Raw genomic sequence first — 22,925 nt, forward strand, 5'->3', positions numbered from 1 at the left:
TTAACGGCCTCGGCGTGGCGTGTTTACGTGATATGACGAAAGTGAGCGTCGTCGGCGCGGCAGGCACGGTGGGTGCCGCCGCCGCCTACAACATCGCGCTGCGGGACATCGCTGACGAACTCGTCCTCGTCGACATCCCCGACAAGGAGGACGACACGGTGGGCCAGGCCGCCGACACGAACCACGGGGTGGCCTACGACGCCAACACAACGATCAGGCAGGGCGGCTACGAGGACACCGCGGGCTCGGACGTCGTCGTCATCACCGCCGGGATCCCCCGGTCGCCGGGCCAGAGCCGGACGGATCTGGCGGGCGACAACGCCCCGATCATGGACGACATCGGGTCGTCGATCGCCGAGCACAACGACGACTTCGTGACGATCACGACCTCCAACCCCGTCGACCTGCTCAACCGCCACCTCTACGAGGTCGGCGACCGCGACAGGAAGACGGTGATCGGCTTCGGCGGCCGGCTCGACAGCGCGCGCTTTCGGTACGTGCTCGCCGAGCGCTTCGACACCCAGGTGCGGAACGTCGAGGCGACGATCCTCGGCGAGCACGGCGACGCGCAGGTGCCCGTCTTCTCGAAGGTCCGCGTCGACGGCACCGACCCCGAGTTCAGCGACGACGAGAAGGAGGAGATCCTCGACGAGCTCCAGGAGAGCGCGATGAACGTCATCGAGCGCAAGGGCGCGACCGAGTGGGGGCCCGCGACGGGCGTCGGCCACATGGTCGAGGCCGTCGTGCGCGACACCGGCGAGGTGTTCCCCGCCTCGGTGCCCCTCGACGGCGAGTTCGGTCACTCGGACGTCGGGCTCGGCGTGCCGGCGAAGCTCGGCGAGAACGGCGTCGAGGAAGTGGTGGAATGGGACCTCGACGAGTTCGAGCGCGAGCAGCTCGGCTCGGCGGCCGACAAGCTCAGCGAGCAGTACGACGAGATCGACTAATCGGGTTCCTGTTTCAGTAGAAGCGAAATCGCTGCATCGATGTTACACACTCTCGATTAAATACCAGCAATGTTATAATATAGAAGAGTTCTGAATTAACTTGTTCTTCCAAATCGAAATCCAGAGTCACTGAGGAACTCCGAAGAAAGGCCAACAGAACGCGGTCTTTCACGAGCATCTGTTGGCGAACATTCTGCAACATCACCCAATGAACCCCTCCCAACTGCATGCAAAGAAACAAGAAACGCATCGTTGTTGATAATCGTATACGTTGGACCACCGGAATCTCCGGCAGCGGTTTGACCGACCTCGACTTCTACCCCTTCTCCATTGAATGTGACACAGTCTAAATTCGCGCTCTCGTTGTATGCTGTACAGTAGCCACTCTGGAACTGGGTAGTAGCTCCTCGTTTATATACGGGATCGAAGTCATCGATCAGTTTAGCATAATTCGTGTATGATCCTACGAGATTTATCGAATTGTTTTCACTTCTCTGTACATGGCCTGAAAAGTCAAGATCGTTATTCTCGATCTCGATCGCGGCCCAGTCGTACGATTCGTGGTAATTTAGCACACTCCCTATCTCTCGTGATGGAGCCCAGCTACTGCTCTGTGATAATCGGTTTCCAATCGGAGAAGAATCACAGCCAGTCTTTCCCTGGCCGGCGGCTACGTGAGCTGCTGTAAGCATAGTGAGCGTGTCTGTCGATTCCCAGTAGGCTCTTGCACACAACGTTCCACCACCACCGCCCTCTACGGCCGTTATCCAACCACCACGCACTGGGTCGTTGGTCCCTCTCAGTGTGCATTGAAGCTCATCAGGTGGTGCTTCTATTGTTTCAATGTTGACACCATCAACGGATTCGGGAACGATACTGTCAACATAAGATAGATCGACAATGTCACTGTCATACATAGCGCGTATCTGCAATTCGGTATGACCCTCAATTTCCTCGTTGGATCCTGTGATACTAACGCTAGTAATTTCTGGCAAGTCGAGATATTGCTTAGAAACCTCCCGATGTATTTCTTCAGTTCGTTTAACCTCTTCCCACCATTCTTTGGAAACTGTTTCGTATAGGATCACTTCTTCACCATCAAAAGCCGAAGCGACTTCGATCGTATTGTTATCTCCTGCTGCAATACCTATTCCAGGCAGTACGCTCATACTTCCTAAGGCTTTCAGGATATTTCACCGAGAACCTCTGATAGACCCTGTGTCAGGATTGTTGTCTTCTTTTCCCATACCAATATATAAGATAGTATTGTATTTAAATTTTATTTCTATATATTATTATTTAATCGAAAAACATATATTCTACAGGTGGAAAAAGGGTACATGGATCGGAGAAGCTGGCTCGGCGTCTTGGGAACTGGAGCCCTCATTTCGCTGAGTGGATGCGTGACTGGGATGCTCTCGGATGAGGAAAACAGTCCAGATCCTCCGGATGGGATCGCAGACGTACGGTTCGAGCGGAAGGACCCACAGGGCTGGGAACTGATCGATCCCCAGAAAGAAGTACACACCGGCTTCAAGATTATTGATGACAAAGATGCCGACCATCCGACGTTTATCGTTCGAGGACAGGTGGAGTCAGGGGATCCAGACTGTACAGAGATCCATATAGATGGGATAGAATACATCGATACCACAGTATCAATCGAAATCGAAGTACGAGAAGAAGGAGAGGAGTGTCTGGACGTTATAGCATTCGAGCCGTTCGAAATGGAGATCGTGTTCGAAACCGAAGACGACGTGCCGGAGTCCATCGAGATCAACGATTTCGAGAAAGGCGTCCCGGAGCCGGAGTAGCCCCCATGAACAGACGAACCCTCCTCGTAACGCTCGGAGCCATCGGAATCACCACGTCGGGTATCGCGGCGGGCCAATCGGACGAAAACGATGAGAACTGCGAGCCGGTCGAGGTCGTCGTCGGGGAGGACGCCAACGGCGAGATCACCGAGGAGGTTCCCGCCGCGTGGCAGGAACACGTCGAGCGGACGGAGGAGGTTCACGAGGAGATAGAAACGGAACACGGCAACGAGTCGTGGTTCGAGTCGGCGAGTATCAGAGAAGGAGAGGGGGAGGTCTGTGATCGGAATCGGATGGCCGTCTCGGTGAACGTTTCGGACAGAGACGAGGCAGAGGAACGGATCGAGGAGCGAGAGGACGTACAGATCCTCATCGATGACGGCGACCGGGAGGATCGATTGGAGACGGTCGAAGACGAAGGCGAGGGAGAATCCGAGACAGAGGAGATGGCTGGCTTTGGAGTCCTCGCCACGCTCGGCGGCCTCGGTGGCGCTGTCTATCTACTTATGCGGCGGTTCGGCAATAGCGAATAGTGAACCGGCGAATGACGGTGATTACGGAACCGTCTGCTCGCCGTCGTCGTCGTAGAGCCTGATGGCGTCGACGGGACAGACCCGCGCGGCCATCTCCGCGTCGAACTCCTCGCCCTCGGGCACTTCGAGGACGAAGGTGCCGTCCTCTTCCTCCTCCGCGCCGACGAGTTCGGCCTTCCCGGCGTCCATGTCCTTCTCGAACTTCTCCCACTCGTCGACGCACTGGTAGATCCCGATGCAGGTTTCCGGGTCGTACTCGATTCGCATACCGGGTGTTTCGCCGAGGACACCAAAACCGTGGCGGAGCGCGACCCGGGGCGACAGTTTAAACCCGGTGACGGGTCAAAAACACGCCTAATGCAAACCGCGGAGCTTTCGGGCCTTCCCGCGGGGGTGGCGGACCACCTCCGCGAGGAGGGCATCGAGGAACTCTACCCGCCCCAGGCGGAGGCCGTCGAGGCCGGCGTCACCGAGGGCGAGAGCGTCGTCGCGAGCGTCCCCACCGCCAGCGGCAAGACCCTGATCGCCGAGCTCGCGATGCTCGCCTCGGTCGAGCGCGGCGGCAAGGCGCTCTACATCGTTCCCCTTCGAGCCCTGGCCAGCGAGAAGAAGCGCGAGTTCGAGCGCTTCGAGGAGTTCGGCGTTTCCGTCGGCGTCTCGACCGGCAACTACGAGTCCGACGAGGAGTGGCTCTCGAATCGGGACATCGTCGTCGCCACCAGCGAGAAGGTCGACTCGCTGGTGCGAAACGGCGCCTCGTGGATCGAGGAGCTCTCCTGCGTCGTCGCCGACGAGATCCACCTCGTCGACGACGCGAACCGGGGGCCCACGCTGGAGGTCACGCTGGCGAAGCTCAGGCAGTTGAACCCCGCGCTCCAGACGGTCGCGCTCTCCGCAACGGTGGGTAACGCCGACGAGGTCGCCGACTGGCTCGACGCCGAGCTCGTCCACTCCGAGTGGCGCCCCATCGACCTTCGGACTGGAGTCCACTACGGCAGCGCGCTGCATTTCGACGACGGCTCCCAGGAGGAGTTCGCCGTCGAATCGGGCGACAATCCTACAACGGCGCTCGTGAGCGACACCCTTTCCGATGGGGGATCCTCGCTCGTGTTCGTCAACTCCCGACGGAACGCGGAGGCCGCCGCCCGCCGCCTGGGGAACGCCGTCGAGGACCAGCTCACGGGCGAGGAGCGCGCGGAGCTCGCGGAGCTCGCAGAGGAGGTCCGGGGCGTGAGCGACTCGGAGACCAGCGACGATCTGGCCGATGCCATCGCCAACGGGGCCGCGTTCCACCACGCGGGCCTCGCGCGCGAGCACCGCACGCTGGTCGAGGACGCCTTCCGCGACCGGCTGATCAAGGCCATCAGCGCGACACCCACGCTCGCGGCGGGCGTCAACACCCCAAGCAGGCGAGTCATCGTCCGCGACTGGCAGCGCTACGACGGCGACGCCGGCGGGATGAAGCCGCTGGCGACCCTGGAGGTCCACCAGATGATGGGACGGGCCGGTCGGCCCGGCCTCGACCCCTACGGCGAGGCCCTGCTGCTCGCGAACAACCACGACGAGCTCGACGAGCTCTTCGAGAGATACGTCTGGGCCGACCCCGAGCCCGTTCGCTCGAAGCTGGCAACCGAGCCCGCGCTCCGGACGCACGTCCTCGCGACGGTCGCCTCCGGCTTCGCGAGCTCCCGTGGAGGGCTGCTGGAGTTCCTCGAACGGACCCTCTATGCGACCCAGTCGACCGATCCCGGTCGGCTCGAATCGGTGACGGACCGGATGCTCGACTACCTCGAACGGAACGGATTCCTCGAACGCGCGGGGGAGGACATCGAGGCGACGGGGATCGGCCACACCGTCTCGCGGCTGTATCTCGATCCCATGAGCGCCGCCGAGATGGTCGACGGGCTGCGCGGCGCCGACGACGCGAGCGCGCTCGGGCTCTACCACCTCGTCGCACGCACCCCCGACATGTGGGAGCTCTACCTCCGGTCGGGCGACCGCGAGAAGTACACCGAGATCGCCTACGAGCGCGAGGCCGAGTTCCTCGGCGACATGCCCACCGAGTTCGAGGCCGAACGGTTCGAAGACTGGCTCTCGGCGCTCAAGACCGCCTCGTTGCTCGAGGACTGGGCCAGCGAGGTCGAGGAGGACCGGATCACCGAGCGCTACTCGATCGGCCCGGGCGACCTGCGGGGGAAGGTCGAGACCGCTCAGTGGCTGTTGAACGCCGCCGAGCGCCTCGCGGTCGAGCTGGACCTCGGACCCGACGTGGTCGCGTCGATCAGCGCCGCGCGCCAGCGGGTCGAACACGGGGTGGGCGAGGAGCTGCTCGGGCTCACCGGCGTCGGCAACGTCGGGCGAAAGCGCGCGCGGTGGCTCTACGAGGCCGGAATCGAGACCCGCGACGAGCTGCGAAACGCCGAGAAATCGGTCGTGCTCGGCGCGCTTCGCGGTCGTGAGAAGACCGCCGAGACGATCCTCAGGAACGCCGGCCACCCGAACCCCGCGATCGAGGGCGAGGGCGTCGAGGCCGACGAGTCGGCGGCCGTCGAGGCCGAGGCGGACTCGCGCGGCGACGGGCAGGCGGGGCTGGGTGACTTCTGAATGGAGCTGCTGGCCGGTAACGCCGACATCGACGACCTCGACGCGTTCCTCGACTCGCTCGCCCGGATCGGCGACGAACACGACAGTACCGTCCAGGCGTTCGACGCCCGGTATATCGCCGACCCCGAGCAGCTCGAACGCGCCGTCGCGCTCGCGGACCGGGCGATCGGGCGCGACGAGGCCATCGCCCGCGATCGGGCCGTCGAGGTCCTGCTCTACGCCGCCGGCCGGCGGCAGATCAACCGCGCGTTCGAGATCGGGGTCTCGGAGGGCGAGCAGGCGGTCGTGGTCCTCGTCGACGGCGGGGACGAGCGGGAGGCGATCGAGGCCCTCTCGGGGCTCGTCGAGCCGGGCGAGTGGAGGCCGGGCGACCGGGCCGATGAGGGACTGATCGCGGGGTTCTACGGGATCACCGAGGCCGAACGGGCGGCAACCGACGCGAGCCTCCAGGAGCTGGTCTGTGAACGGGTCGCGCTGCTGGTCGTCGAGCGGTAGGCGTGCGCTTGCAGGTCCAACGGTTATGGGTCGGACCGACGAACCGGGAGGTATGGCAGACAAGGATCCACAGGAGAGCGCACGCGAACGACAGCGCGAACGGGCGGAGGCGGCCGAGTCGGCGGCGGCAGACGAGTTCGGCGGGATGCTCTCGGAACACAAGTACCCCGCGACCAGCGAGGAGCTGGCGGCCGACTACGGCGGCGAGCCCATCGACATGCCCAACGAGACCGAGTCGATCGGCAGCGTCTTCGACCGCCTGGAGGGCGAGCGCTTCGATACCGCGGAGGAGGCAGAGGAGGCGCTGTACAACGAGCTCTCGGGCAGCGAGGGCGGACCTCAGGAGTACAACGACGAACGCGAGCTCGCCGAGGGCGAGGAGGGTCCCGACGACCGGGACCAGCCCGAGGGCTCGCTGTAGGGCCGAACCGCTTACCCCTCGCGGCGCGTAGGACGGGACATGTCCCCGCGGATCACCGACCCGTTCGAGATCGGTGGGCTGTCCGTCCCTAACCGACTGTACCGCGCGCCGCTCTTGGAGTGTGCCGGCAACGGCCCCGACGCCGTCGATACACTGATCCGCGAGCTCGAACCGGCCGCCGAGGCCGGCGCGGGCCTGCTCTTTCAGGGCGCGACGATCGTCCGTGGCGAGGGCGGCTGTGCGGCCCCCGGGATGACCCGCGTCCACGACCCCGAATTCGTCTCGCGGCTCGGGAAACTGACCGACGCGATCGACGACCACGGCTCGCGGATCTTCGTCCAGCTCGAACACGGCGGGCTGCGGAGCATGGAGACCTGGCACGCCGGGTATCGTGCGGAGAACCCCGACCTGGAACAGCTCGCGGTCTCGCGCCCGCCGGGATTGCTCCGCATGGCGGATCGCCTCGGCGTCCTCGACTACGACCCGCACGTCCTCTCGATCGAGGAGGTCTACGAGCTGGCCGCCGATTTCGGCCGGGCAGCTGAGCGCTGTGTCGGAGCGGGCTACGACGGGGTCCACATCGCGGGCGCGAACATGGGGATCGTCCAACAGTTCCTCTCGCCCTTCTACAACCGTCGCGACGACGAGTTCGGGGGAAGCCTCACGAACCGCGTCCGGTTTCTCGCCGCGATCCACGACGAGATCCGCGAGCGTGCTGGCGACGTCCCGCTCGTGACGAAGGTCCCCGCCGAGACCGCAAGTCCCCCGGTGGTTCGCCGTCACCTCTCCGAGCACGACGCCGTCGAGATCTGCCGGGCCTGCGAGGCGATGGGCTACGACGCCGTCGTGCCCGTTCGGGGCTCCGTGTTCTGGGACATGAGCCTCGTCCGCGGCGAGCACCCCGAGCGCGCGTGGGCCGACGACCGCTTCAGGGCGGGCTACGAGGCGGCGTTCGGTGCCCGCTGGCGGGCGGTCGCGCTCGCGAACCGGATCCACGCCGCCGGCTTCGAGTTCGAGCCGGCGTGGAACGCCGACCTCTGCGAGCGGGTGCGCGAGGCGGTCTCGATTCCCGTGCTCTGCGAGGGCGGGATCCGCGGGCCCGAGATCGGGGACGTGCTCGGCTCGGCGGCCGACGCCGTCGGAATGGGCCGGCCCTTCTACGCCGAGCCGCGCCTGCCGGCACGCGTGTTGGCGGGAGAGAGCGTCGTCTGTGAGAACTGCAACAACTGCACCGTCCCGCAGGTCGCGGGCGCCCGCGGGGTCTGTCGGACCCCGAGCGTGCTCGCGAAGCGGGGGCAGCTGGCCCGCGAGGGGGCGTACACGAACTGATGGTCGAGGTCGCCCTCCTGCTGGCCGTCGCGCTGCTGGTCTGTGGAGTGCTCGCGAGCTTCGTCCCGCTGGCGCCCGGCGCGCTGCTCTCGCTCGCCGGGATCTACGGCTACTGGTGGGCGACGGGCTACTCCGAACCGGGAACGGTCTTCCTCGTCGTGGCAACGTTCGTCGGACTCGGAACGCTCGCGCTCGATTACCTCGCGAGCGCGCTCTCGACGCGGGCGGGCGGTGCGTCGTGGAAGACCACCGCGATCGCCGCCGTCGTGGGGCTGGCCCTGCTCCCCTTCACGGGCCCGGTCGGCGCGGTGGTCGGCGTGGCGCTCGCGGTCTTCGCCCTGGAGTTCAAGTCGACCGGGGACCTCGAGGGGAGCCTCCGGACGGCGTGGTACACCCTGTTGGGGATCCTGCTCTCGAAGGGGTTGCAGGTGTTGCTCACGGGAACGTTACTCGTCGGGTTCCTGTTCGTCGTCTGGTGATCGCTCCAGGCGTGACCCGTCGCGCGGGCAGTACTCGAACCCCTCGTCCCGTGTCTTGAACCCACACCGAGGACAGCGCTTCGTCGGGGGCCGTGAGCGAAACAGGAAGGGGACGAACGGGATCAGCAGGAAGAACAGGAAGGTATCGAAGTACACCCACGCGAGAACGCTGATCGCGAGGCTCGCGAACAGGCCGAGGAGTGCCGTGAGCCAGCGGGCGTCCATGCCGTTCGTAGCGGCCCCGCCGACAAGGGCGTGTCGCGGCTCGAATCCGTAGCTATAGGGCTCCCGAACACGTAGCCAGTGGAAATGGCTTCGTTCGGAACCCGCATCGTGGAACTGCTGCCCCACTACATGGCGATGATCGCCGTGATGTTCGCGGTGCTGCTGGCGATCCAGGAGCTCTACGGCGACATCGGCTTCTGGCCCTCCTTCGCGGTCGCGATCCTGGTCGCGACGGCTTACCCCTTCGCCGTCCGCCGGCTCGGCTACGCCCCCGAGGCCTGGAAACGCTGAACAGCCGGCAGCATCGACCGGCTCTCGGGAGGGTATTTCGCTCCCGGTCCAACGGGGGATATGGAGACACGCGAGGTCATCGAGAGCCGCAAATCGGTCCACGACTACGCCGACGAGCCGCTCGACGACGACACGATCGAGTCGATCTTCGAGGCGACCCGCTACACTCCCTCGGGTTACAACCTCCAGCCCTGGGAGTTCCTGCTGGTGCGCGAGGAGGGGAACCGCGAGCGCCTGCAGGAGTGTGCCGGCGGGCAGGAACACGTCACCGACGCGCCCGCCGCGGTGGTCGTGCTGGGCAACCTCGACCCCGCGGCCCACGCCGAGCGCACCTTCGACGACTGGGTCGAGAAGGGGTACCTGCCCAACGACGACGCGCGCGACGACCTGGTCGAGACCATCGAGGAGTGGCGCGACTGGCCCGAGGAGGAGCGGCGCGTCTGGACCACTCGGAGCACGGCGCTGGCGGCGATGACGCTGATGTACGCCGCGTGGGACGAGGGCGTCGCGACCTGCCCGATGGAGGGGTTCGACCGGGAGGCGCTGATCGAGGAGTTCGACCTCGAGGGCTACGAGCCCGTGATGGTGCTGACGATGGGCTACCCCGCCGAGGGCGCCGACGCCATCGAGGGCGACCGGAAGCTGCGCCGCCCTGTCGAGGAGATCCTCCACAAGGAGTCGTTCGACGCCGAGTGAGCGGCGGCGGACGCCTGAAGTAGCCCTCGCCCTTAGGGCGGGCATGGACACGACGGTCCTCGTGATCGGCGGTGGGGCGACGGGCGCGGGCACGGCGCGCGACCTCGCGATGCGTGGGGTCGACGTCGCGCTGGTCGAGCGCGGCGACTTCGCGGGCGGGACCAGCGGGCGTTCCCACGGCCTGCTGCACAGCGGCGCGCGCTACGTCCCCGGCGACCGCGAGGGCGCCGAGGAGTGCATCGCGGAGAACAGGGTGTTGAAACGGATCGCCCCCCACTGCGTCAGCGATACTGGAGGACTCTTCGTCCAAGTCTCGGGCGACGACCCCGAGTTCTTCGAGGAGAAGCGCGCGGCCTGCGAGGAGCTCGGGATCGGGACCGAGGAGCTCTCCGCCGAGCAGGCGCGCGAGGAGGTCCCCGACCTCGCCGACGACGTCGAGCGGGCGCTTCGCGTGCCCGACGCGGTGATCCACCCCACGCGGCTGACGGTCGCGAACGCCGCCGACGCACGCGAGCACGGGGCGACCCTGCTGCCGAACACGGAGGTAAGGGACCTGCTGGTCGAGGACGGCACGGTCCGGGGTGCGGTCGTCGACGACGGGTCGGGAGAGCGCGAGCTGCGCGCCGAGCACGTCGTCAACGCCACCGGGGCGTGGGCCGGGGAGCTCGCGGCGATGGCGGGCGTCGAGATGGAGATGGCACCCTCCAGCGGCGTGATGGTCGCCGTCGAGTACGACGGGCTCGATACGGTGCTCAACCGCGCCCGGCCCGCGGCCGACGGCGACATCGTGGTCCCACACGACGAGCAGGTCGTGCTGGGGACGACCAGCGTCGATGTCGACGACCCCGACGAGTTCGAGCGCGACGATAGGGAGATCGACCGGATGTTCGAGGAGTGTGGCGCCATGCTCTCGGGGCTCGATCCCGACCGGATCGACCGGGTCTACTGGGGGGTCCGTCCGCTCTACAGCGCCGACCGCGAGCGCCACGCGGGCCGGCAGATCTCGCGGGGCTTCTACCTGCTCGATCACGACGAGCGCGACGGCGTTTCGGGTTTCTCGAGCATCGTCGGCGGGAAGCTCACGACCTACCGGGCGATGGCCGAGGCGACGGCCGACCACGTCGCCGAGCGGGTGGGCCGCGAGGGGGAGTGTTCCACCGCCGAAGAGCCGCTCGTGGGCCACGACGCTCCGGGGAGGATCGACGAACTGGTGGCGGAGTTCGAGGCCAACAACCCCGCCGACTCGGACGTCATCGGCAGCCCGTAGGGGGTGCCCGAACCCACTTGTGGCGGGCACGCCGACTCGAACGGGATGAGCGATACCAATCGACAGTGGATCCTGGCGAGCCGGCCCGAGGGGAAGCCGACCGAGGACGACTTCGAGCTCGCCGAAGGGGAGGTGCCCGAGCCCGACGCCAACGAGGTGCTCGTGCGCATGCGCTACCTCTCGGTTGATCCCTACATGCGCGGGCGGATGCGCGACGAGGAGTCCTACGCCGACCCGTGGGAGGTCGGCGAGCCCATGCGGGCGGGCGTCGTCGGCGAGGTCGAAGAGTCGAACCACGACGCGTTCGAGGCGGGCGACGTCGTCACCGGCAACCTGAAGTGGGCCGAGCGCTCGCTGGCCCTCGGGGGCGAGCTGACGCCGGTCGACCCGGATCTCGCGCCGATCTCGACGGCGCTGGGAGTACTGGGAATGCCCGGTCGGACGGCCTACTTCGGGACCCTGGAGGTCGCCGAGCCGAGGCCGGGCGACACGATGGTCGTCTCGGGGGCCGCGGGCGCGGTCGGCTCCGTCGTCGGCCAGATCGCCCGGATGGCGGGCGCCCGCGTCGTCGGCATCGCCGGCTCCGATCGAAAATGCGACTGGCTGACCGACGATCTGGGCTTCGACGCGGCGGTGAACTACAAGGAGGAGGACGTCCGCGAGGCGCTCTCGTCGGCCTGTCCGAACGGGATCGACGCCTACTTCGACAACGTGGGCGGGGAGATCACCGACGCGGTCTTCGCGAACCTGAACGTCGACGCCCGGGTGGCGGTCTGCGGGCAGATCTCGCTGTACAACGCCGAGGAGCTCCCGACCGGTCCGCGCAAGCTCGGCACCCTGATCGAGAAGCGCGCCCGGGTCGAGGGCTTTCTCGTCGGCGATTTCGCACCCCGGTTCGGGGCCGCGACCGAGCGCCTCGGCCAGTGGGTAAGCGAGGGCGAACTTCGGTACGAGGAGACGATCACCGAGGGGTTCGAGAACGCGCCCGCCGCCTTCATCGGGCTGTTCGAGGGCGAGAACGTCGGCAAACAGCTCGTGGAACTGGACTGAGTCGGCACGACCGACCCGGATCGCGTGAGCTAAGTTAACAAACACATCCAGAAGGGTATTAACGACTCGGGCGCTAGTATCAGTCGATAGAGAGATGTGGCCATGGGAACACGTGATCGTCGGCTACGTCGCCTACTCACTGTTCAGCCACCTCGTGTATCGCGAGGGGCCGAGCGGGGGAGCGGCGCTGGCGGTGGTGTTCGCGTCGCTGCTGCCGGACCTGATCGACAAGCCGCTGGCCTGGCAGTTCGGGGTCTTCCCCGGCGGCTACTCGATCGGGCACTCGGTGTTCGTCGCGGTGCCGGTCTCGATCCTCGTCGGCGTCCTCGCCCACCGGTACGGCCGTCCGCGCGTCGGGCTCGCCTTCGGGGTCGGCTACCTGCTACACCTGCCGAGCGACCTCCTGCCGACGTACGTCCGGGAGGGATGGGTGCCGTACGAGCGGATCCTCTGGCCGCTCGAACAGGCCGAGGGCGAGCACGGCCACGGGCTGCTCGAGGGCTTTCTGGGTACCGCCCTCCCCTACGCCTACCAGATCGTGACGCTCGATCTGTCGCCGTATCTGCTCTTCCAGCTCGGGCTAATGGGTTGTGCGTTCCTGCTGTGGGTCTACGACGGGATGCCGATCCTCCGGGAGGCGGTCGTCGGCACGCATCGCCGGGTCGCGGGGTCCGAGAGCCCCTAATCGTGTAATCTGAGAACATCCCTTACGGCCACACACAGGAGGGAGCGTATCGAGGGGGTTATGCGGGGGCTAAAACGTGTTGGGAGCGGAATAAGGAAAAGTAAGCACGTGCTATAGTGGAACGATGGGACGTAAACCGAATCGAAGACATTTCCTGGCTGCAGTCGGTGCCGGCACGTTCGCCCTGTCGGGCTGTACTGACGACCTGCTGGGCGACGAGGAAGGAGACGGCGGCGAGGACGACACCGACGACGAGGACGACGGACTCCTCGACGGCGAGGACGACGAGGAACAGCAGGCCACGCCGCCCGCGATCGACGGCGGCGAGGTGGTCAGCGACTTCGACGAGGACATCGACGAGTGGTACGCGCTCGCCGGCGAGGTCTCCGCCGACGAGGAGAACGCCCTCACCGGCTCACAGACCGTCCGGATCGACGGCGAGGACGCCTCCGCGGGGATCGGCCGCTCGTTCCCCGACGGACTGGACATGGAGAACCAGCACCTCTCGCTCGCCCTGCGGGTGGACAACCCCCGCCCCGCCCGCGTGACGGTCCGGATCATGGCCCCCGGCCAGGCCGACCAGCTCTGGAGCACGCGAACCGTCCTCGGTCCCTACGAGGGCTGGCAGCGCATGGACGTCGGCTACACCGGCCAGCGCGGCGAGCCGTTCCTCGACGACGTTCAGGAGATCCAGATCACCCTCGAGGACCCCAACGCCGAGGAGAACGGCGAGGAGGACGAGGGGGCCGACGCCGCCGAGGAGGAGGCCGAGGGCGACGACGACGAGGAGAACCAGGAGGACGGGATCACCTTCTTCGTCGACGACCTGCGCATGACGCCCGCGGCCGATCAGGGCTACGTGATGCTCACCTTCGACGACGGCGTCGAGAGCCAGTACGAGAACGCCTTCCCGCTGCTCGAGGAACACGACATGCAGGGCGCCGCAGCGGTCGTCCCGAGCTCGCTCAACCGCGAGGGCCGGCTGACGATCGACCACCTGCGCGAGATGCGCGACGCGGGCTGGGACATCTCCTCGCACCCCGAGGGCGAGGCGTTCATGGAGCTCGAGGATCCGGACGCGATCCGCGAGACCATCGAATCCGACTACGAGTACCTCGACCAGCGCGGGTTCCCCGACGGCGCGCGCTCGATGTTCGTCCCGTACCATCGCACCAACGAGGAGGTCGTCGAGATCACCCGCGACTACCACGACTTGAGCGCGTACTTCGGCGGGACGACGAGCAACGTCCCGTTCACCGACCCGCTGCACCTCTCGCGGGTCGACATGCACGACCTCGACGGCTTCACGAGCCTCATCGACTCGGCCGCCGAGCACAACCAGCTCGCGATCGGGCTCGCCCACGGGGTCGTCCCCGAGGACGAGATCGACGACGACCCGCTCGCGGACATGACGATCGAACAGCTCGAAGAACTGATCGAGTACATCGAGGAGAGCGACGTCCAGGTCGTCACGCCCTCCGACCTGCTCGACGCGGACCCCGACGAACTGTAAGCCCGCGTCGCCGAACCGCCGGACTCGACTTCCGACCGATCGTCGGCTTCCTGCGCGATCTATCCGCCTACTCCAGTGCTATCCGTGCTCGGAGAGCCGACCCGCGACCTCGCCCGCGAGCCGTTTGGCCCGTCCGCCCGCCGAGCGGTCGAACGGGTAGGTGACGCCGGTGAGCTCCTCCGAGAGCTCCCAGAGCCGGGCTGCGTCCTCGCGGTCGTGGGAGGCGTCGCTCGAGTCCTGGACCGCCGGCGCGCCGCGCATGTTCCTGAACCCGTCGGGGCCGACGTACTCCCCGCCCTCGATTTCGGGATGGGTCGCGGCATACAGGAGTGGGAGCGCGCCGGCCTCGGCGTCCTGGGCGAGCAGCGCGTTCATCGCTCCCATCGCCCAGAGCCGGAGCTTCGAGCCCTGCATCTCCGGACCCCGCCGTTGGAGGTCGGTCGCGGCGTAGCCCGGGTGGCAGGCGACGCTCGTCACCTCGAGGTTCGCCTCCCGGAGCCGCCGGTCGAGCTCGTAGGCGAAGAGCAGGTTCGCGAGCTTCGACTGGGCGTAGGCGCCCCAGGGGTCGTACTCGTCCTCGCCGTGGAGGTCCTCGAAGTCGATCTCACCGCTCTCGTGGACCGCGCTGCTCTGGGTCACCACGCGGGTCTCGCCGCCGGTCCCGATCAGCCGGTCGAGCAGCAGGCCCGTCAGCGCGAAATGACCCAGGTGGTTGACGCCGAACTGGGTCTCGAAGCCCTGTTCGGTCTCGGTCCGGGGGATCGCCATCACGCCCGCGTTGTTACAGAGGACGTGCAGCGACGGGTAGGTCGCCTCGAACTCCTCGGCGAACGCCCGCACCGACTCGAGGTCGGCCAGGTCACACTCGTGGACCGACAGCGAGGCGCTCGGGAGCTGCTCGCGGATCGAGTCGGCGGCCTCGTGCCCGCGCTCGACGCTCCGACAGGCCATCACGACGTGCCCGCCCTTGCGCGCGAACTCCTTGGTGGCCTCGTAGCCCAGCCCGGTGTTCGCGCCCGTGACGACGATGGTGCTTCCCGAGAGGTCCTGCATCTCGTCGGCCGTCCAGTTGTCCGCCATGGGAAAGAGTAGGGACTGGGGACGCTAAACGCTTGGTGCCGCGGCGATCGCGAGCCTCAGCCCTCGATCGTGAGCGTGCCGTTGTTCGTCGAGACCTCGTCGGCGCCCTCGGGCAGCTCGAACTCCACCTGGTGGTCGTCGGCGACGACGATCGCCGTGTCGCCGACGATGTCGATCGCCATCTCGTCGGCCCCGCCGAAGTCGACCGCGATGACGGTGCCGTCGTCGTACTCTACTCGATCGACGAGGACGTCCTGCTGGTCGACGGAACGCAGTTCTCGGGGCGTTTCCATGTCTATCGGTTGGGCCGCGGGACCGATAAGGGCGCTGCCGGCAAGGGGAAGCCGCCCGGACCGCTATTCGGGGCTCGGCTCCTCGACGTGCGAGAGGTAGGCGGTGAGGTCGGTGGTCGTCACGATCCCGACGACGCCCTCACTCTCGTCGACGACCGGGAGGTGATGGAAGCCGTGTTCGATCATCGTATCGGCGGCCTCGCGGAGGTCCGTGTTCGCGGTGGTCGTCCTCACGTCGGTGCTCATGTACTCGCCGACGGCGGTCTCCGCGGCGGACCGACCCTCGGCGCTCAGCCGCACGAAGTCCGTCGCCGTCAGGATCCCCTCGAGGGCGTTACCCTCGCTCACGACGACGACCGACCCGATCCCGGTGTCGCGCATCTTCCCGGCGGCCTCGCTCAGCGGCGTCTCGGCCGAAACGGTCCGGACCGGCGAGGACATCAGCCGACCGACGAACATGTCCGTCATGTCCGTTCTTCAGGCTCGCCGGCGAATAAAGTTGGCGTCGGGAGCGATCGCTCTACGGGAGCAGTCGTCCGAAAAAGCGTCGAGATGTGTAAACCGCTAGGACGTCACGAACCGCCTTAGAGGCGGGTGACGTTGGTCGCTCGGGGGCCCTTGGGGGCCTGCTCGATATCGAACTCGATCTCAGTTCCCTCCTCGAGATCCGGGCCGCCGACGTCTTCCATGTGGAAGAAGACGTCCTCGTCCGCGTCCTCAGTCGAGATGAAACCGTAACCGCCAGTGTCGTTGAAGAAGTCGACTTCGCCTTTCGCCATTGCAACTCTACTAACGCCTCCTCGACGGATAAGGCTTCCGTGGGTGCTCTACACACGGGATCCGGCACAACCTACTATGGGAGCGGAGCGTGTACGGCCGACAGAACCATGATCGGGCAGGCGAACACGACCGATCGGCGAACCGTCGACGCCACGAACAGCACGCAGGGTGGGGAGCGCGACGACGGGGGGTGGTCGTAGATGGCCGACATCGGCTATCAGGCCTCCCACGAGCAGTTCGCGCCGAGCGAACTGCTCGAATACGTCCAGCTGGCCGACGAACGGGGCTTCGACAGCGTGCTCGCTTCCGATCACTTCCACCCCTGGAGCGAGCGCCAGGGCGAGTCGGGGTTCGTCTGGTCGTGGCTGGGCGCGGCCCTCCAGACCACCTCGATGGACTACGGGACGGTCAACGCCCCCGGCTACCGGTATCACCCGGCGATCGTCGCCCAGGCCGCGGGCACGCTGCGGGAGATGAACCCCGAGCGGTTCTGGCTCGCCGTCGGCAGCGGCCAGCTGCTCAACGAGGGGATCGCGGGGACCGACTGGCCGGTCAAGGAGGAGCGAAACGCCCGCCTAGAGGAGTGTGCGGAGGTGATGCGCCGGCTCTGGGACGGCGAGGAGGTCACCCACCACGGGCAGGTCGACGTCGAGCGCGCGACGCTGTACACCCGCCCCGAGACCGCCCCGCCGCTGATCGGGGCCGCGCTCTCCGAGGAAACGGCGCGCTGGCTCGGGACGTGGGCCGACGGGATGGTCACGATCGGCACCCCCGACTTCGAGGGGATGGAGGAGCGCATCGAGGCGTTCCGCGAGAACGCGCCCGAGAAACCCGTCTACCTGAAGGTCCAGCTCTCCTACGACGACGACCACGAGAGCGCCCTCGAGGGGGCTTACGACCAGTGGCGCACCAACTGCGTGCCGGGGCCGACGACCCAGGAGCTTCGTACCCCCGAGCAGTTCGACCAGCAGGGCGAGGGCGTGAGCAGGGAGCAGGTCGAGCAGAACGTCCGCGTTTCGGCCGATCTAGAGGAGCATCTGGAGTGGGTCCGCAAGGATCTGGATCTCGGCGCCGAGAAGGTGATCCTCCACAACGTCAACACCAACCAGGAGCAGTTCATCGAGGACTTCGGGGAAAGCGTACTGGCGGAGCTGTAGCTCCCTCGTGAGAAACGCGGAGAATTCGAGTAGTCCCAACAGGATTCGAACCTGTGTCGAAGCCCCCAGAAGGCTTCAGGATTGGCCACTACCCCATGGGACTGAGATCGCGCACCCGTTGATACCCGACGCTACAATGTAAGCGTTGCGCGTTCCGGTCACGCGTGTCACCTCATCACACAACCCGTCCGTGCATAGACCGACATCTACTTGTCCGCGAGCTAAGCACGGACGTGTATGTACGTCGGCCGCTTCCTGATCGTCGGCCCCGACTGCGGGGCCTACCGCGTCTCCTCGCGCTCGTTCCCGAACCGTCGGATCGCGGAGCGCGACGACCGCCTCACCGTCGGCCCGACCGAGGAGGCCGAGGAGACCGACAACCCCTACGTCTCGTACAACTGCGTGCGTTCGACCGGAAACGGTGCGGTGCTCGGAAACGGCTCGCACGTCGATCCGGTAGCCGAGAAGATCGACGTGGGCTATCCCGCTCGGGACGCGCTCGCTTCGAGCCTGCTCGCGCTCGACTACGAGAAGGACGACTACGACACCCCCCGGATCGCGGGCGTGCTGGACGAGGGCGGGGCGGTGGTGGGTATCGTTCGGAAGGACGCGCTGCTGGTCGAGCGCGTCACCGAGCCGACGCTGGTCGCGACCTACGAGAAGGACTCTCCTGAAGAAATCGACTTCGCGCCCGAGAGCGCCGCGGAGGCCGCCGAGACGGCCTACGACCACGAGTTCGAGCACGCGGTCTGTGCGGCCGGGGTCGTTCGCGAGGGCGACGGCGTCTCCTGGGCGATCGAGAACGGACAGGACTGAAGGCCCACCTCCCCCTCCGAGGGGTATGCGCGTCGGCCTCGTCTCAGACATCTACACGGACCAGGTCACGCTCGAGGCCGCTTCCGACAGGGGAGCCCACGTCCCGCTCCGGACGCTGCTCGCCGTCGGGATTCCCCTCTCGATCCTGACCTCCGTCCTCGCCGTCCTCGTCCTGACGTTCCTCTGAAATCGAGCGGCCGAGCGACCGAAAGGCGGACCCGTCGCTGGTCGGTATCCCAGGTATGGCCGACGATCCGGAGTTCGACATCGAGGACTGGCGGGCGGAGCTCGAGGAGAAACGCGACGAGAAGGACGAGTTCCTTTCGACCCATCCCCAGTCGCCGATCCCGCCCGAGAAGCGAGGGGGGTTCGACGGACTCGACTACTTCGAGCCTGACCCACAGTACCGCCTCAAGACGACGGTCTCGATCCCCGAGAATCCCGCTTCCGACCCGGTCTACATGGAGACCACCGCCGGAGGGGAGGTCCGCTATCTCCGAACCGTGGTCCTGACGATGGATATCGAACGCGAGGATCCCGACCTTGCGGACACGGAACTCGAACTCGCGGGCTACGAACAGGAAGGCACCGATGGCGCGCTGTTCGTCCCCTTCCGGGACAAGACCACCGGCCAGATGACCTACGAGGGCGGGCGTTACATGGAACTCGCGGCCGAGGACGACCTCGCGGAGGGCGACTCGATCGTGGTCGATTTCAACCTCGCGTACACCCCCTTCTGTGCGTACAGCGAAACTTTCGAGTGTCCGCTCCCGCCCGAGGAAAACTGGCTCGAGGTCGCGATTCCGGCGGGCGAACGGCTCGAATAGCTCGGTATCCGAGGCCGAGAATACATACCTCTGGACGCGCTCGCCTCGGGTATGCGCGTCGGCCTCGTCTCAGACATCCACGCGAACCGAGTCGCGCTCGAGGCAGTCCTCGAGGACATGCCCGCGGTCGACCGGCTGTTCTGTGCGGGCGACGTCGTGGGCTACAACCCCTGGCCCGCCGACTGTCTCGAGACGGTCCGCGAGCGGGGGATCCCGACGGTGATGGGCAACCACGACCGCGCGGTCGCCAGCGACACCGCCTTCCGGTTCAACGCGATGGCGAAGGCCGGCGTCGAGCACGCCCGCCGGGAGCTCTCCGATGAGCAGTTGGAGTGGCTCGCCGGGCTTCCCGAGGAGCGCACGGAGCTCGACGGTCGGGTGAAGCTCGTCCACGGCCACCCCGAGGACCCCGACCACTACACCTACCCCGGGGAGTTCGGGCCCGACCTCCTGGAAGAGGAGGAACTGCTGGTGTTGGGCCACACCCACGTCCAGGGTCACGCGGTCTACGAGGAGGGGATCGTCTGCAACCCCGGGAGCGTCGGCCAGCCCCGCGACGGCGATCCGCGCGCCGCGTACGCGGTCGTCGACCTCGACGATCGGTCGGTCGAGGAACGGCGCGTCGAGTACGACGTCGAGCGGGTGGTCGAGGCCGTCGAGAGGGCGGGACTGCCCGGGTCGATCGGGAGCCGGCTGCGAGAGGGCCGCTAGAAGGCCTCCTGGATCGTCTCGAGGGTGCGTTCGCGGTCGGCCCAGGGGACGAAGACGGCGACGCTGGTCGCGCTGGTGATCACGTCGTGGACGGCGATCCCCTGTTCGGCGACCGGCGTGATCACGTCCTGGATGATCCCCGACTGGTTGGGCAGCTCCCCGCCCGTGACGCGGATGACCGCGAAGTCGCCCTCGAGGGTGACGCTCGAAAGCGACTCGTCCTCGATCACCGATTCGTGGAGGATCGCCTCGGTCTCCTCGGCCTCCCCCGTATCGACGTAGAAGGTGACCGAGTCCATCCCGCTGGCGACCGCGTCGAGGTTGATCCCCTGCTCGGCCAGCGGCGTCGAGAGGTCCGAGAGGATTCCAGGACGATTTCTGATTGCGCGCCCGGCGATCGTCACGCAGGCCAGCGGCTCCTCGCGCATGTCGACGAGGTTCTCGAACTGGCCCTCGATGCTCGTTCCCCCAGTGAGAAGATCGCCGTGCTGGTAGTGGACGACCCGGACGCCCATCCGGCCGTCCTTATACGAGAGCGCCGAGGGAGCGACGACCTCCGCACCGCGGAACGAGAGGTTGCGAAGCTCGTCGACGCTGATCTCGCCGACGTTGCGCGCGCCCTCGACGACGGAGGGGTCGCCGGTCATCACGCCCTCGACGTCGGTAACGATCACGACCTCGTCGGCCTGCATGTACTTACCAAGCATGACGGCGGTGGTGTCGCTACCCCCGCGCCCCAGGGTGGTGACGCTGCCGTCGTGGGTTTCGGCGAGGAAGCCGGTGATGACGGGGACGACCCCGTCGAGCTCCGCGGCGAGCTCCTTCGCGCGCCGCCGGGTCTCCTTGACGTCGACCTCGCCGTACTCGTCGGTGACGATCGGCCACTCGTCCTTGCCCGGTTCGACGAAGATCGCCTCGACCCCGCGGGAGGCAAGCGCGGCCTTCAGCATCCGGACGGAGGTGCGCTCGCCCATGCTGACGATCTCCGCGCGGTCGGCCTCGTCGGTCTCGAAGGTGATGTCGTCGAGCAGGTCGTCGGTCGTCGAGCCCATCGCGCTGGCGACGACCGCGATCTCGTGGCCCTGCTCGACCGCGCCCGCGATCGAGTCGGCCGCGCGGTTGATCCGATCGCCGCTGCCCAGGCTCGTCCCGCCGAACTTCGCTACGACGCGCATACTGCTCCCACCGTGTGTGCCGTGCTCATACCCCCGATAATCCCAGCGAGCAAATAATCCTACTCATCTCGGGTGAGAACCGCCCACGCGTCGACCGAACTCAGGTGAACTTCCGGGCGGTCACGTCCAGCGTGTCGAGGTCGACGATCGGCGCGTACCCCACGTCGGGGTCGATGTTGACGCTCTTCTGGAAGGCGGTCTGATCCTGCCAGCAGCCGCTGTTGATCGCGGTGACGCGGTGGTAGTTCCCGAAGCCGAGCTTGTGGACGTGGCCCGTATGGAAGACGTCGGGCACCTCGTCGATCACCAGGTAGTCCCGTTCCTCGGGCGCGATCCGCATCTTCCCCCCGTACTTGGGCGCGACGTGGCGCTTCTTCAGGAGGTGGTACATCGCCTTTTGAGGGTCGTCGTAGCTCGCCTTCCCCTCGGGGAGATCCGCGATCATCTCGTCGAGGCTCATTCCGTGGTACATCAACACCGACACACCTTCCAGGGTGACGATCGAGGGGTTGCCCGTGAGCCGGGCGTCGTGGGCCGACATGATCCTTCGGAGCTCCTCGTCGAAGGCCGGCTGGGGTTCGGCGAGGCGCACCGCGTCGTGGTTGCCCGGGATCATGATGATCTCAAGGTCCCCGGGCACCTCCTTGAGGTACTCCGCGAACGCCTCGTACTGCTCGTAGATGTCGACGATCGAGAGCTCCTCGTCCTGGTCGGGGTAGACGCCGACGCCCTCGACCATGTCGCCCGCGATCAGCAGGTACTCGACGTGCTGGGCCTCCGCGGTGTGGAGCCAATCGGCGAAGCGGCTCCAGGCGTCGGCGGCGAACTCCTGGCTGCCGACGTGGACGTCCGAGATCAGCGCGGCCTGGACGTGGCGGTCCGCCGTCGAGGGCTCGTGGGTGCGGGGGACGTCCGGGAAGAAGATCTCGTCGGTGAAGAGGATCCCCGCGTCGTCGGCGAGCGTTCCCCGGACCGCGATCACCTCGTCGTAGACCAGCTCGTTGACGAGGTCCGCGATCTCGCGGTCCTTCATCACCAGACACGGGAAGACGCCGGTGGTGTCCTCGAGCTCGACCAGCCAGTGGCCGCTGGCGGTCGAGCGGATGTCGTTGACCATGCCGATCATCTCGGCGTCGCTCCCGCCGGGCATGTCCTGGATCGCGTCGGCGGGCCGGTGGTTGACCCGCCCGCGGAGCTTGCCGGCGAGTCGCTCGTAACGGTCGCGAAAGACGGTCACGAAGTCCTCGTACTCGCCGGTTCCGGTACTCTGACCCGTGATATCGCCCAGGATCTCGACGAGGCGCTTCTCGGGGTCGGTCGGGACGCGGCCCGCTCCCGGGTCGTTCGGGGTCGGCCCGTCCGCCGGGCCGTCCTTCGTTTCGTGTGGAGCTGCTGAGCCGCCGTCGGCGGCTTCGTCGCCGGGTTCTGCAGGAGAAGCGAAGGGGTCGGCCGACGGGGACTCGGGCTCGGCCTTGCGGACCGGCTCGCGTGCCTCGCCGTCGAGCAGCGTCCGGACGTGCTCGCCGGAGATCTTGAACGCGTCGTCGGGGGCGGCCTCGACCGCGCGCTCGATCGCGCCCGCTGGGTCGGACGCGCCCGCGAGGAGGGTCACGGCCTCGCGGTCCGCGTTGTAGCCGCGGGCCGCGAGCTCCGTTATGATCCGCCTGTCCGTCTCTCCCGGCACGACCCCAGGGTAGTCGGGGTGCCGTCAAAAGCGTGCCGGAACCCAGAAGGTTG

At 66.7% G+C, this 22,925-nt stretch carries 28 protein-coding genes and 1 tRNA gene; 19 read left to right on the plus strand and 10 right to left on the minus strand.

The window, feature by feature from the left end; genetic code table 11:
* Positions 1 to 32 precede the first annotated feature (32 nt).
* The gene (gene mdh / locus WOA58_RS09130) at positions 33 to 947 is read left to right on the plus strand and encodes a malate dehydrogenase (RefSeq protein ID WP_340603883.1); all 915 of its coding nucleotides are present in this window, start codon (positions 33 to 35) and stop codon (positions 945 to 947) included.
* A 95-nt stretch (positions 948 to 1,042) separates the two neighbouring features.
* On the opposite strand, the gene WOA58_RS09135 is transcribed toward mdh, so the two are convergent.
* The gene (locus WOA58_RS09135) at positions 1,043 to 2,116 is read right to left on the minus strand and encodes a chymotrypsin family serine protease (protein ID WP_340603885.1); all 1,074 of its coding nucleotides are present in this window, start codon (positions 2,114 to 2,116) and stop codon (positions 1,043 to 1,045) included.
* A 171-nt stretch (positions 2,117 to 2,287) separates the two neighbouring features.
* Between WOA58_RS09135 and WOA58_RS09140 the strand changes: the two genes are divergently transcribed.
* Positions 2,288 to 2,761 (plus strand): hypothetical protein, encoded by a 474-nt coding sequence (locus WOA58_RS09140; RefSeq protein ID WP_340603886.1) that lies wholly within the window; start codon positions 2,288 to 2,290, stop codon positions 2,759 to 2,761.
* Between the two features lie 5 nt (positions 2,762 to 2,766).
* The gene (locus WOA58_RS09145) at positions 2,767 to 3,294 is read left to right on the plus strand and encodes a hypothetical protein (protein WP_340603887.1); all 528 of its coding nucleotides are present in this window, start codon (positions 2,767 to 2,769) and stop codon (positions 3,292 to 3,294) included.
* Between the two features lie 21 nt (positions 3,295 to 3,315).
* Here WOA58_RS09145 and WOA58_RS09150 read toward each other — a convergent pair whose 3' ends face one another.
* Positions 3,316 to 3,561 (minus strand): ferredoxin, encoded by a 246-nt coding sequence (locus WOA58_RS09150; protein ID WP_340603888.1) that lies wholly within the window; start codon positions 3,559 to 3,561, stop codon positions 3,316 to 3,318.
* Between the two features lie 90 nt (positions 3,562 to 3,651).
* Here WOA58_RS09150 and WOA58_RS09155 point away from each other — a divergent pair, with 90 nt between their 5' ends.
* From WOA58_RS09155 to WOA58_RS09175, 5 genes are read left to right on the plus strand one after another with little or no spacing between them, the layout of a single operon-like run.
* Positions 3,652 to 5,898 carry an ATP-dependent DNA helicase gene (locus tag WOA58_RS09155; protein ID WP_340603889.1) on the plus strand — a complete coding sequence of 749 codons (2,247 nt, stop codon included), beginning with the start codon at positions 3,652 to 3,654 and terminating at the stop codon, positions 5,896 to 5,898.
* Positions 5,899 to 6,393 (plus strand): KEOPS complex subunit Cgi121, encoded by a 495-nt coding sequence (gene cgi121 / locus WOA58_RS09160; RefSeq protein ID WP_340603890.1) that lies wholly within the window; start codon positions 5,899 to 5,901, stop codon positions 6,391 to 6,393.
* 52 nt (positions 6,394 to 6,445) lie between these two features.
* The gene (locus WOA58_RS09165) at positions 6,446 to 6,814 is read left to right on the plus strand and encodes a DUF5789 family protein (RefSeq protein ID WP_340603891.1); all 369 of its coding nucleotides are present in this window, start codon (positions 6,446 to 6,448) and stop codon (positions 6,812 to 6,814) included.
* A 39-nt stretch (positions 6,815 to 6,853) separates the two neighbouring features.
* Entirely contained in the window at positions 6,854 to 8,143 is a 1,290-nt protein-coding gene (locus tag WOA58_RS09170) for an oxidoreductase (protein WP_340603892.1), read from the plus strand.
* The gene (locus WOA58_RS09175; RefSeq protein ID WP_340603893.1) at positions 8,143 to 8,622 is read left to right on the plus strand and encodes a DUF456 domain-containing protein; all 480 of its coding nucleotides are present in this window, start codon (positions 8,143 to 8,145) and stop codon (positions 8,620 to 8,622) included. The genes WOA58_RS09170 and WOA58_RS09175 overlap by 1 nt, the downstream gene beginning before the upstream one ends.
* Here the strand turns inward: WOA58_RS09175 and WOA58_RS09180 are convergent.
* Positions 8,590 to 8,847 carry a hypothetical protein gene (locus WOA58_RS09180; RefSeq protein WP_340603894.1) on the minus strand — a complete coding sequence of 86 codons (258 nt, stop codon included), beginning with the start codon at positions 8,845 to 8,847 and terminating at the stop codon, positions 8,590 to 8,592. The two genes, WOA58_RS09175 and WOA58_RS09180, sit on opposite strands and share 33 nt — an antisense overlap.
* 84 nt (positions 8,848 to 8,931) lie before the next feature.
* Between WOA58_RS09180 and WOA58_RS09185 the strand changes: the two genes are divergently transcribed.
* The 6 genes from WOA58_RS09185 (at position 8,932) to WOA58_RS09210 (ending at position 14,349) form a co-directional block, all read left to right on the plus strand.
* Positions 8,932 to 9,138, plus strand: a complete 207-nt coding sequence (locus WOA58_RS09185; RefSeq protein WP_340603895.1) for a hypothetical protein — start codon at positions 8,932 to 8,934, stop codon at positions 9,136 to 9,138.
* A gap of 60 nt (positions 9,139 to 9,198) precedes the next feature.
* On the plus strand, positions 9,199 to 9,834 hold the full coding sequence (locus WOA58_RS09190; protein WP_340603896.1) for a nitroreductase family protein: 636 nt from the start codon (positions 9,199 to 9,201) through the stop codon (positions 9,832 to 9,834).
* A gap of 43 nt (positions 9,835 to 9,877) precedes the next feature.
* On the plus strand, positions 9,878 to 11,101 hold the full coding sequence (locus WOA58_RS09195; protein ID WP_340603897.1) for an FAD-dependent oxidoreductase: 1,224 nt from the start codon (positions 9,878 to 9,880) through the stop codon (positions 11,099 to 11,101).
* 45 nt (positions 11,102 to 11,146) lie between these two features.
* Positions 11,147 to 12,151: an NADP-dependent oxidoreductase gene (locus tag WOA58_RS09200; protein WP_340603898.1), complete on the plus strand. Its 1,005-nt coding sequence runs from the start codon at positions 11,147 to 11,149 to the stop codon at positions 12,149 to 12,151.
* A gap of 94 nt (positions 12,152 to 12,245) precedes the next feature.
* Complete coding sequence (locus WOA58_RS09205) at positions 12,246 to 12,836, plus strand: metal-dependent hydrolase (RefSeq protein WP_340603899.1); 591 nt, start codon at positions 12,246 to 12,248, stop codon at positions 12,834 to 12,836.
* 124 nt (positions 12,837 to 12,960) lie between these two features.
* On the plus strand, positions 12,961 to 14,349 hold the full coding sequence (locus WOA58_RS09210; protein ID WP_340603900.1) for a polysaccharide deacetylase family protein: 1,389 nt from the start codon (positions 12,961 to 12,963) through the stop codon (positions 14,347 to 14,349).
* Positions 14,350 to 14,427: 78 nt separating this feature from the next.
* Here WOA58_RS09210 and WOA58_RS09215 read toward each other — a convergent pair whose 3' ends face one another.
* From WOA58_RS09215 to WOA58_RS09230, 4 genes are all read right to left on the minus strand, one after another.
* Positions 14,428 to 15,429 carry an oxidoreductase gene (locus WOA58_RS09215; protein ID WP_340603901.1) on the minus strand — a complete coding sequence of 334 codons (1,002 nt, stop codon included), beginning with the start codon at positions 15,427 to 15,429 and terminating at the stop codon, positions 14,428 to 14,430.
* A gap of 56 nt (positions 15,430 to 15,485) precedes the next feature.
* Positions 15,486 to 15,722 carry a DUF7127 family protein gene (locus tag WOA58_RS09220; RefSeq protein ID WP_340603902.1) on the minus strand — a complete coding sequence of 79 codons (237 nt, stop codon included), beginning with the start codon at positions 15,720 to 15,722 and terminating at the stop codon, positions 15,486 to 15,488.
* Positions 15,723 to 15,785: 63 nt separating this feature from the next.
* Positions 15,786 to 16,190: a CBS domain-containing protein gene (locus WOA58_RS09225; protein WP_340603903.1), complete on the minus strand. Its 405-nt coding sequence runs from the start codon at positions 16,188 to 16,190 to the stop codon at positions 15,786 to 15,788.
* Between the two features lie 116 nt (positions 16,191 to 16,306).
* Positions 16,307 to 16,501 carry a cold-shock protein gene (locus tag WOA58_RS09230; RefSeq protein WP_340603904.1) on the minus strand — a complete coding sequence of 65 codons (195 nt, stop codon included), beginning with the start codon at positions 16,499 to 16,501 and terminating at the stop codon, positions 16,307 to 16,309.
* Between the two features lie 201 nt (positions 16,502 to 16,702).
* Between WOA58_RS09230 and WOA58_RS09235 the strand changes: the two genes are divergently transcribed.
* A complete protein-coding gene (locus tag WOA58_RS09235) occupies positions 16,703 to 17,659 on the plus strand; it encodes a TIGR03885 family FMN-dependent LLM class oxidoreductase (RefSeq protein WP_340603905.1) in 957 nt (318 codons plus the stop codon).
* 30 nt (positions 17,660 to 17,689) lie between these two features.
* On the opposite strand, the gene WOA58_RS09240 is transcribed toward WOA58_RS09235, so the two are convergent.
* Positions 17,690 to 17,762, minus strand: a tRNA-Gln gene (locus tag WOA58_RS09240).
* A 134-nt stretch (positions 17,763 to 17,896) separates the two neighbouring features.
* On the opposite strand from WOA58_RS09240, the gene WOA58_RS09245 reads away from it, so the two are divergent.
* From WOA58_RS09245 to WOA58_RS09260, 4 genes are read left to right on the plus strand one after another with little or no spacing between them, the layout of a single operon-like run.
* The gene (locus tag WOA58_RS09245; RefSeq protein WP_340603906.1) at positions 17,897 to 18,475 is read left to right on the plus strand and encodes an IMP cyclohydrolase; all 579 of its coding nucleotides are present in this window, start codon (positions 17,897 to 17,899) and stop codon (positions 18,473 to 18,475) included.
* Between the two features lie 25 nt (positions 18,476 to 18,500).
* Positions 18,501 to 18,662: a hypothetical protein gene (locus WOA58_RS09250; protein WP_340603907.1), complete on the plus strand. Its 162-nt coding sequence runs from the start codon at positions 18,501 to 18,503 to the stop codon at positions 18,660 to 18,662.
* Positions 18,663 to 18,717: 55 nt separating this feature from the next.
* Positions 18,718 to 19,302: a DUF1684 domain-containing protein gene (locus tag WOA58_RS09255; protein ID WP_340603908.1), complete on the plus strand. Its 585-nt coding sequence runs from the start codon at positions 18,718 to 18,720 to the stop codon at positions 19,300 to 19,302.
* Positions 19,303 to 19,353: 51 nt separating this feature from the next.
* A complete protein-coding gene (locus WOA58_RS09260) occupies positions 19,354 to 20,013 on the plus strand; it encodes a metallophosphoesterase family protein (protein ID WP_340603909.1) in 660 nt (219 codons plus the stop codon).
* Here the strand turns inward: WOA58_RS09260 and WOA58_RS09265 are convergent.
* Positions 20,010 to 21,188: an aspartate kinase gene (locus tag WOA58_RS09265; protein WP_340603910.1), complete on the minus strand. Its 1,179-nt coding sequence runs from the start codon at positions 21,186 to 21,188 to the stop codon at positions 20,010 to 20,012. The two genes, WOA58_RS09260 and WOA58_RS09265, sit on opposite strands and share 4 nt — an antisense overlap.
* Positions 21,189 to 21,288: 100 nt before the next feature.
* Positions 21,289 to 22,872 (minus strand): DNA-directed DNA polymerase II small subunit, encoded by a 1,584-nt coding sequence (locus WOA58_RS09270; protein ID WP_340603911.1) that lies wholly within the window; start codon positions 22,870 to 22,872, stop codon positions 21,289 to 21,291.
* Between the last annotated feature and the right edge of the window lie 53 nt (positions 22,873 to 22,925).

The organism is Halalkalicoccus tibetensis, assembly GCF_037996645.1.
Taxonomy (GTDB): Archaea; Halobacteriota; Halobacteria; order Halobacteriales; family Halalkalicoccaceae; genus Halalkalicoccus; species Halalkalicoccus tibetensis.

Excerpts from the sequence above, each read along its gene's own strand:
- mdh (WP_340603883.1), top strand. The coding sequence starts at position 33 with ATGACGAAAGTGAGCGTCGTCGGCGCGGCAGGCACGGTGGGTGCCGCC.
- WOA58_RS09135 (WP_340603885.1), bottom strand. The coding sequence starts at position 2,116 with ATGAGCGTACTGCCTGGAATAGGTATTGCAGCAGGAGATAACAATACG.
- WOA58_RS09140 (WP_340603886.1), top strand. The coding sequence starts at position 2,288 with ATGGATCGGAGAAGCTGGCTCGGCGTCTTGGGAACTGGAGCCCTCATT.
- WOA58_RS09145 (WP_340603887.1), top strand. The coding sequence starts at position 2,767 with ATGAACAGACGAACCCTCCTCGTAACGCTCGGAGCCATCGGAATCACC.
- WOA58_RS09150 (WP_340603888.1), bottom strand. The coding sequence starts at position 3,561 with ATGCGAATCGAGTACGACCCGGAAACCTGCATCGGGATCTACCAGTGC.
- WOA58_RS09155 (WP_340603889.1), top strand. The coding sequence starts at position 3,652 with ATGCAAACCGCGGAGCTTTCGGGCCTTCCCGCGGGGGTGGCGGACCAC.
- cgi121 (WP_340603890.1), top strand. The coding sequence starts at position 5,899 with ATGGAGCTGCTGGCCGGTAACGCCGACATCGACGACCTCGACGCGTTC.
- WOA58_RS09165 (WP_340603891.1), top strand. The coding sequence starts at position 6,446 with ATGGCAGACAAGGATCCACAGGAGAGCGCACGCGAACGACAGCGCGAA.
- WOA58_RS09170 (WP_340603892.1), top strand. The coding sequence starts at position 6,854 with ATGTCCCCGCGGATCACCGACCCGTTCGAGATCGGTGGGCTGTCCGTC.
- WOA58_RS09175 (WP_340603893.1), top strand. The coding sequence starts at position 8,143 with ATGGTCGAGGTCGCCCTCCTGCTGGCCGTCGCGCTGCTGGTCTGTGGA.
- WOA58_RS09180 (WP_340603894.1), bottom strand. The coding sequence starts at position 8,847 with ATGGACGCCCGCTGGCTCACGGCACTCCTCGGCCTGTTCGCGAGCCTC.
- WOA58_RS09185 (WP_340603895.1), top strand. The coding sequence starts at position 8,932 with ATGGCTTCGTTCGGAACCCGCATCGTGGAACTGCTGCCCCACTACATG.
- WOA58_RS09190 (WP_340603896.1), top strand. The coding sequence starts at position 9,199 with ATGGAGACACGCGAGGTCATCGAGAGCCGCAAATCGGTCCACGACTAC.
- WOA58_RS09195 (WP_340603897.1), top strand. The coding sequence starts at position 9,878 with ATGGACACGACGGTCCTCGTGATCGGCGGTGGGGCGACGGGCGCGGGC.
- WOA58_RS09200 (WP_340603898.1), top strand. The coding sequence starts at position 11,147 with ATGAGCGATACCAATCGACAGTGGATCCTGGCGAGCCGGCCCGAGGGG.
- WOA58_RS09205 (WP_340603899.1), top strand. The coding sequence starts at position 12,246 with ATGTGGCCATGGGAACACGTGATCGTCGGCTACGTCGCCTACTCACTG.
- WOA58_RS09210 (WP_340603900.1), top strand. The coding sequence starts at position 12,961 with ATGGGACGTAAACCGAATCGAAGACATTTCCTGGCTGCAGTCGGTGCC.
- WOA58_RS09215 (WP_340603901.1), bottom strand. The coding sequence starts at position 15,429 with ATGGCGGACAACTGGACGGCCGACGAGATGCAGGACCTCTCGGGAAGC.
- WOA58_RS09220 (WP_340603902.1), bottom strand. The coding sequence starts at position 15,722 with ATGGAAACGCCCCGAGAACTGCGTTCCGTCGACCAGCAGGACGTCCTC.
- WOA58_RS09225 (WP_340603903.1), bottom strand. The coding sequence starts at position 16,190 with ATGACGGACATGTTCGTCGGTCGGCTGATGTCCTCGCCGGTCCGGACC.
- WOA58_RS09230 (WP_340603904.1), bottom strand. The coding sequence starts at position 16,501 with ATGGCGAAAGGCGAAGTCGACTTCTTCAACGACACTGGCGGTTACGGT.
- WOA58_RS09235 (WP_340603905.1), top strand. The coding sequence starts at position 16,703 with ATGGCCGACATCGGCTATCAGGCCTCCCACGAGCAGTTCGCGCCGAGC.
- WOA58_RS09245 (WP_340603906.1), top strand. The coding sequence starts at position 17,897 with ATGTACGTCGGCCGCTTCCTGATCGTCGGCCCCGACTGCGGGGCCTAC.
- WOA58_RS09250 (WP_340603907.1), top strand. The coding sequence starts at position 18,501 with ATGCGCGTCGGCCTCGTCTCAGACATCTACACGGACCAGGTCACGCTC.
- WOA58_RS09255 (WP_340603908.1), top strand. The coding sequence starts at position 18,718 with ATGGCCGACGATCCGGAGTTCGACATCGAGGACTGGCGGGCGGAGCTC.
- WOA58_RS09260 (WP_340603909.1), top strand. The coding sequence starts at position 19,354 with ATGCGCGTCGGCCTCGTCTCAGACATCCACGCGAACCGAGTCGCGCTC.
- WOA58_RS09265 (WP_340603910.1), bottom strand. The coding sequence starts at position 21,188 with ATGCGCGTCGTAGCGAAGTTCGGCGGGACGAGCCTGGGCAGCGGCGAT.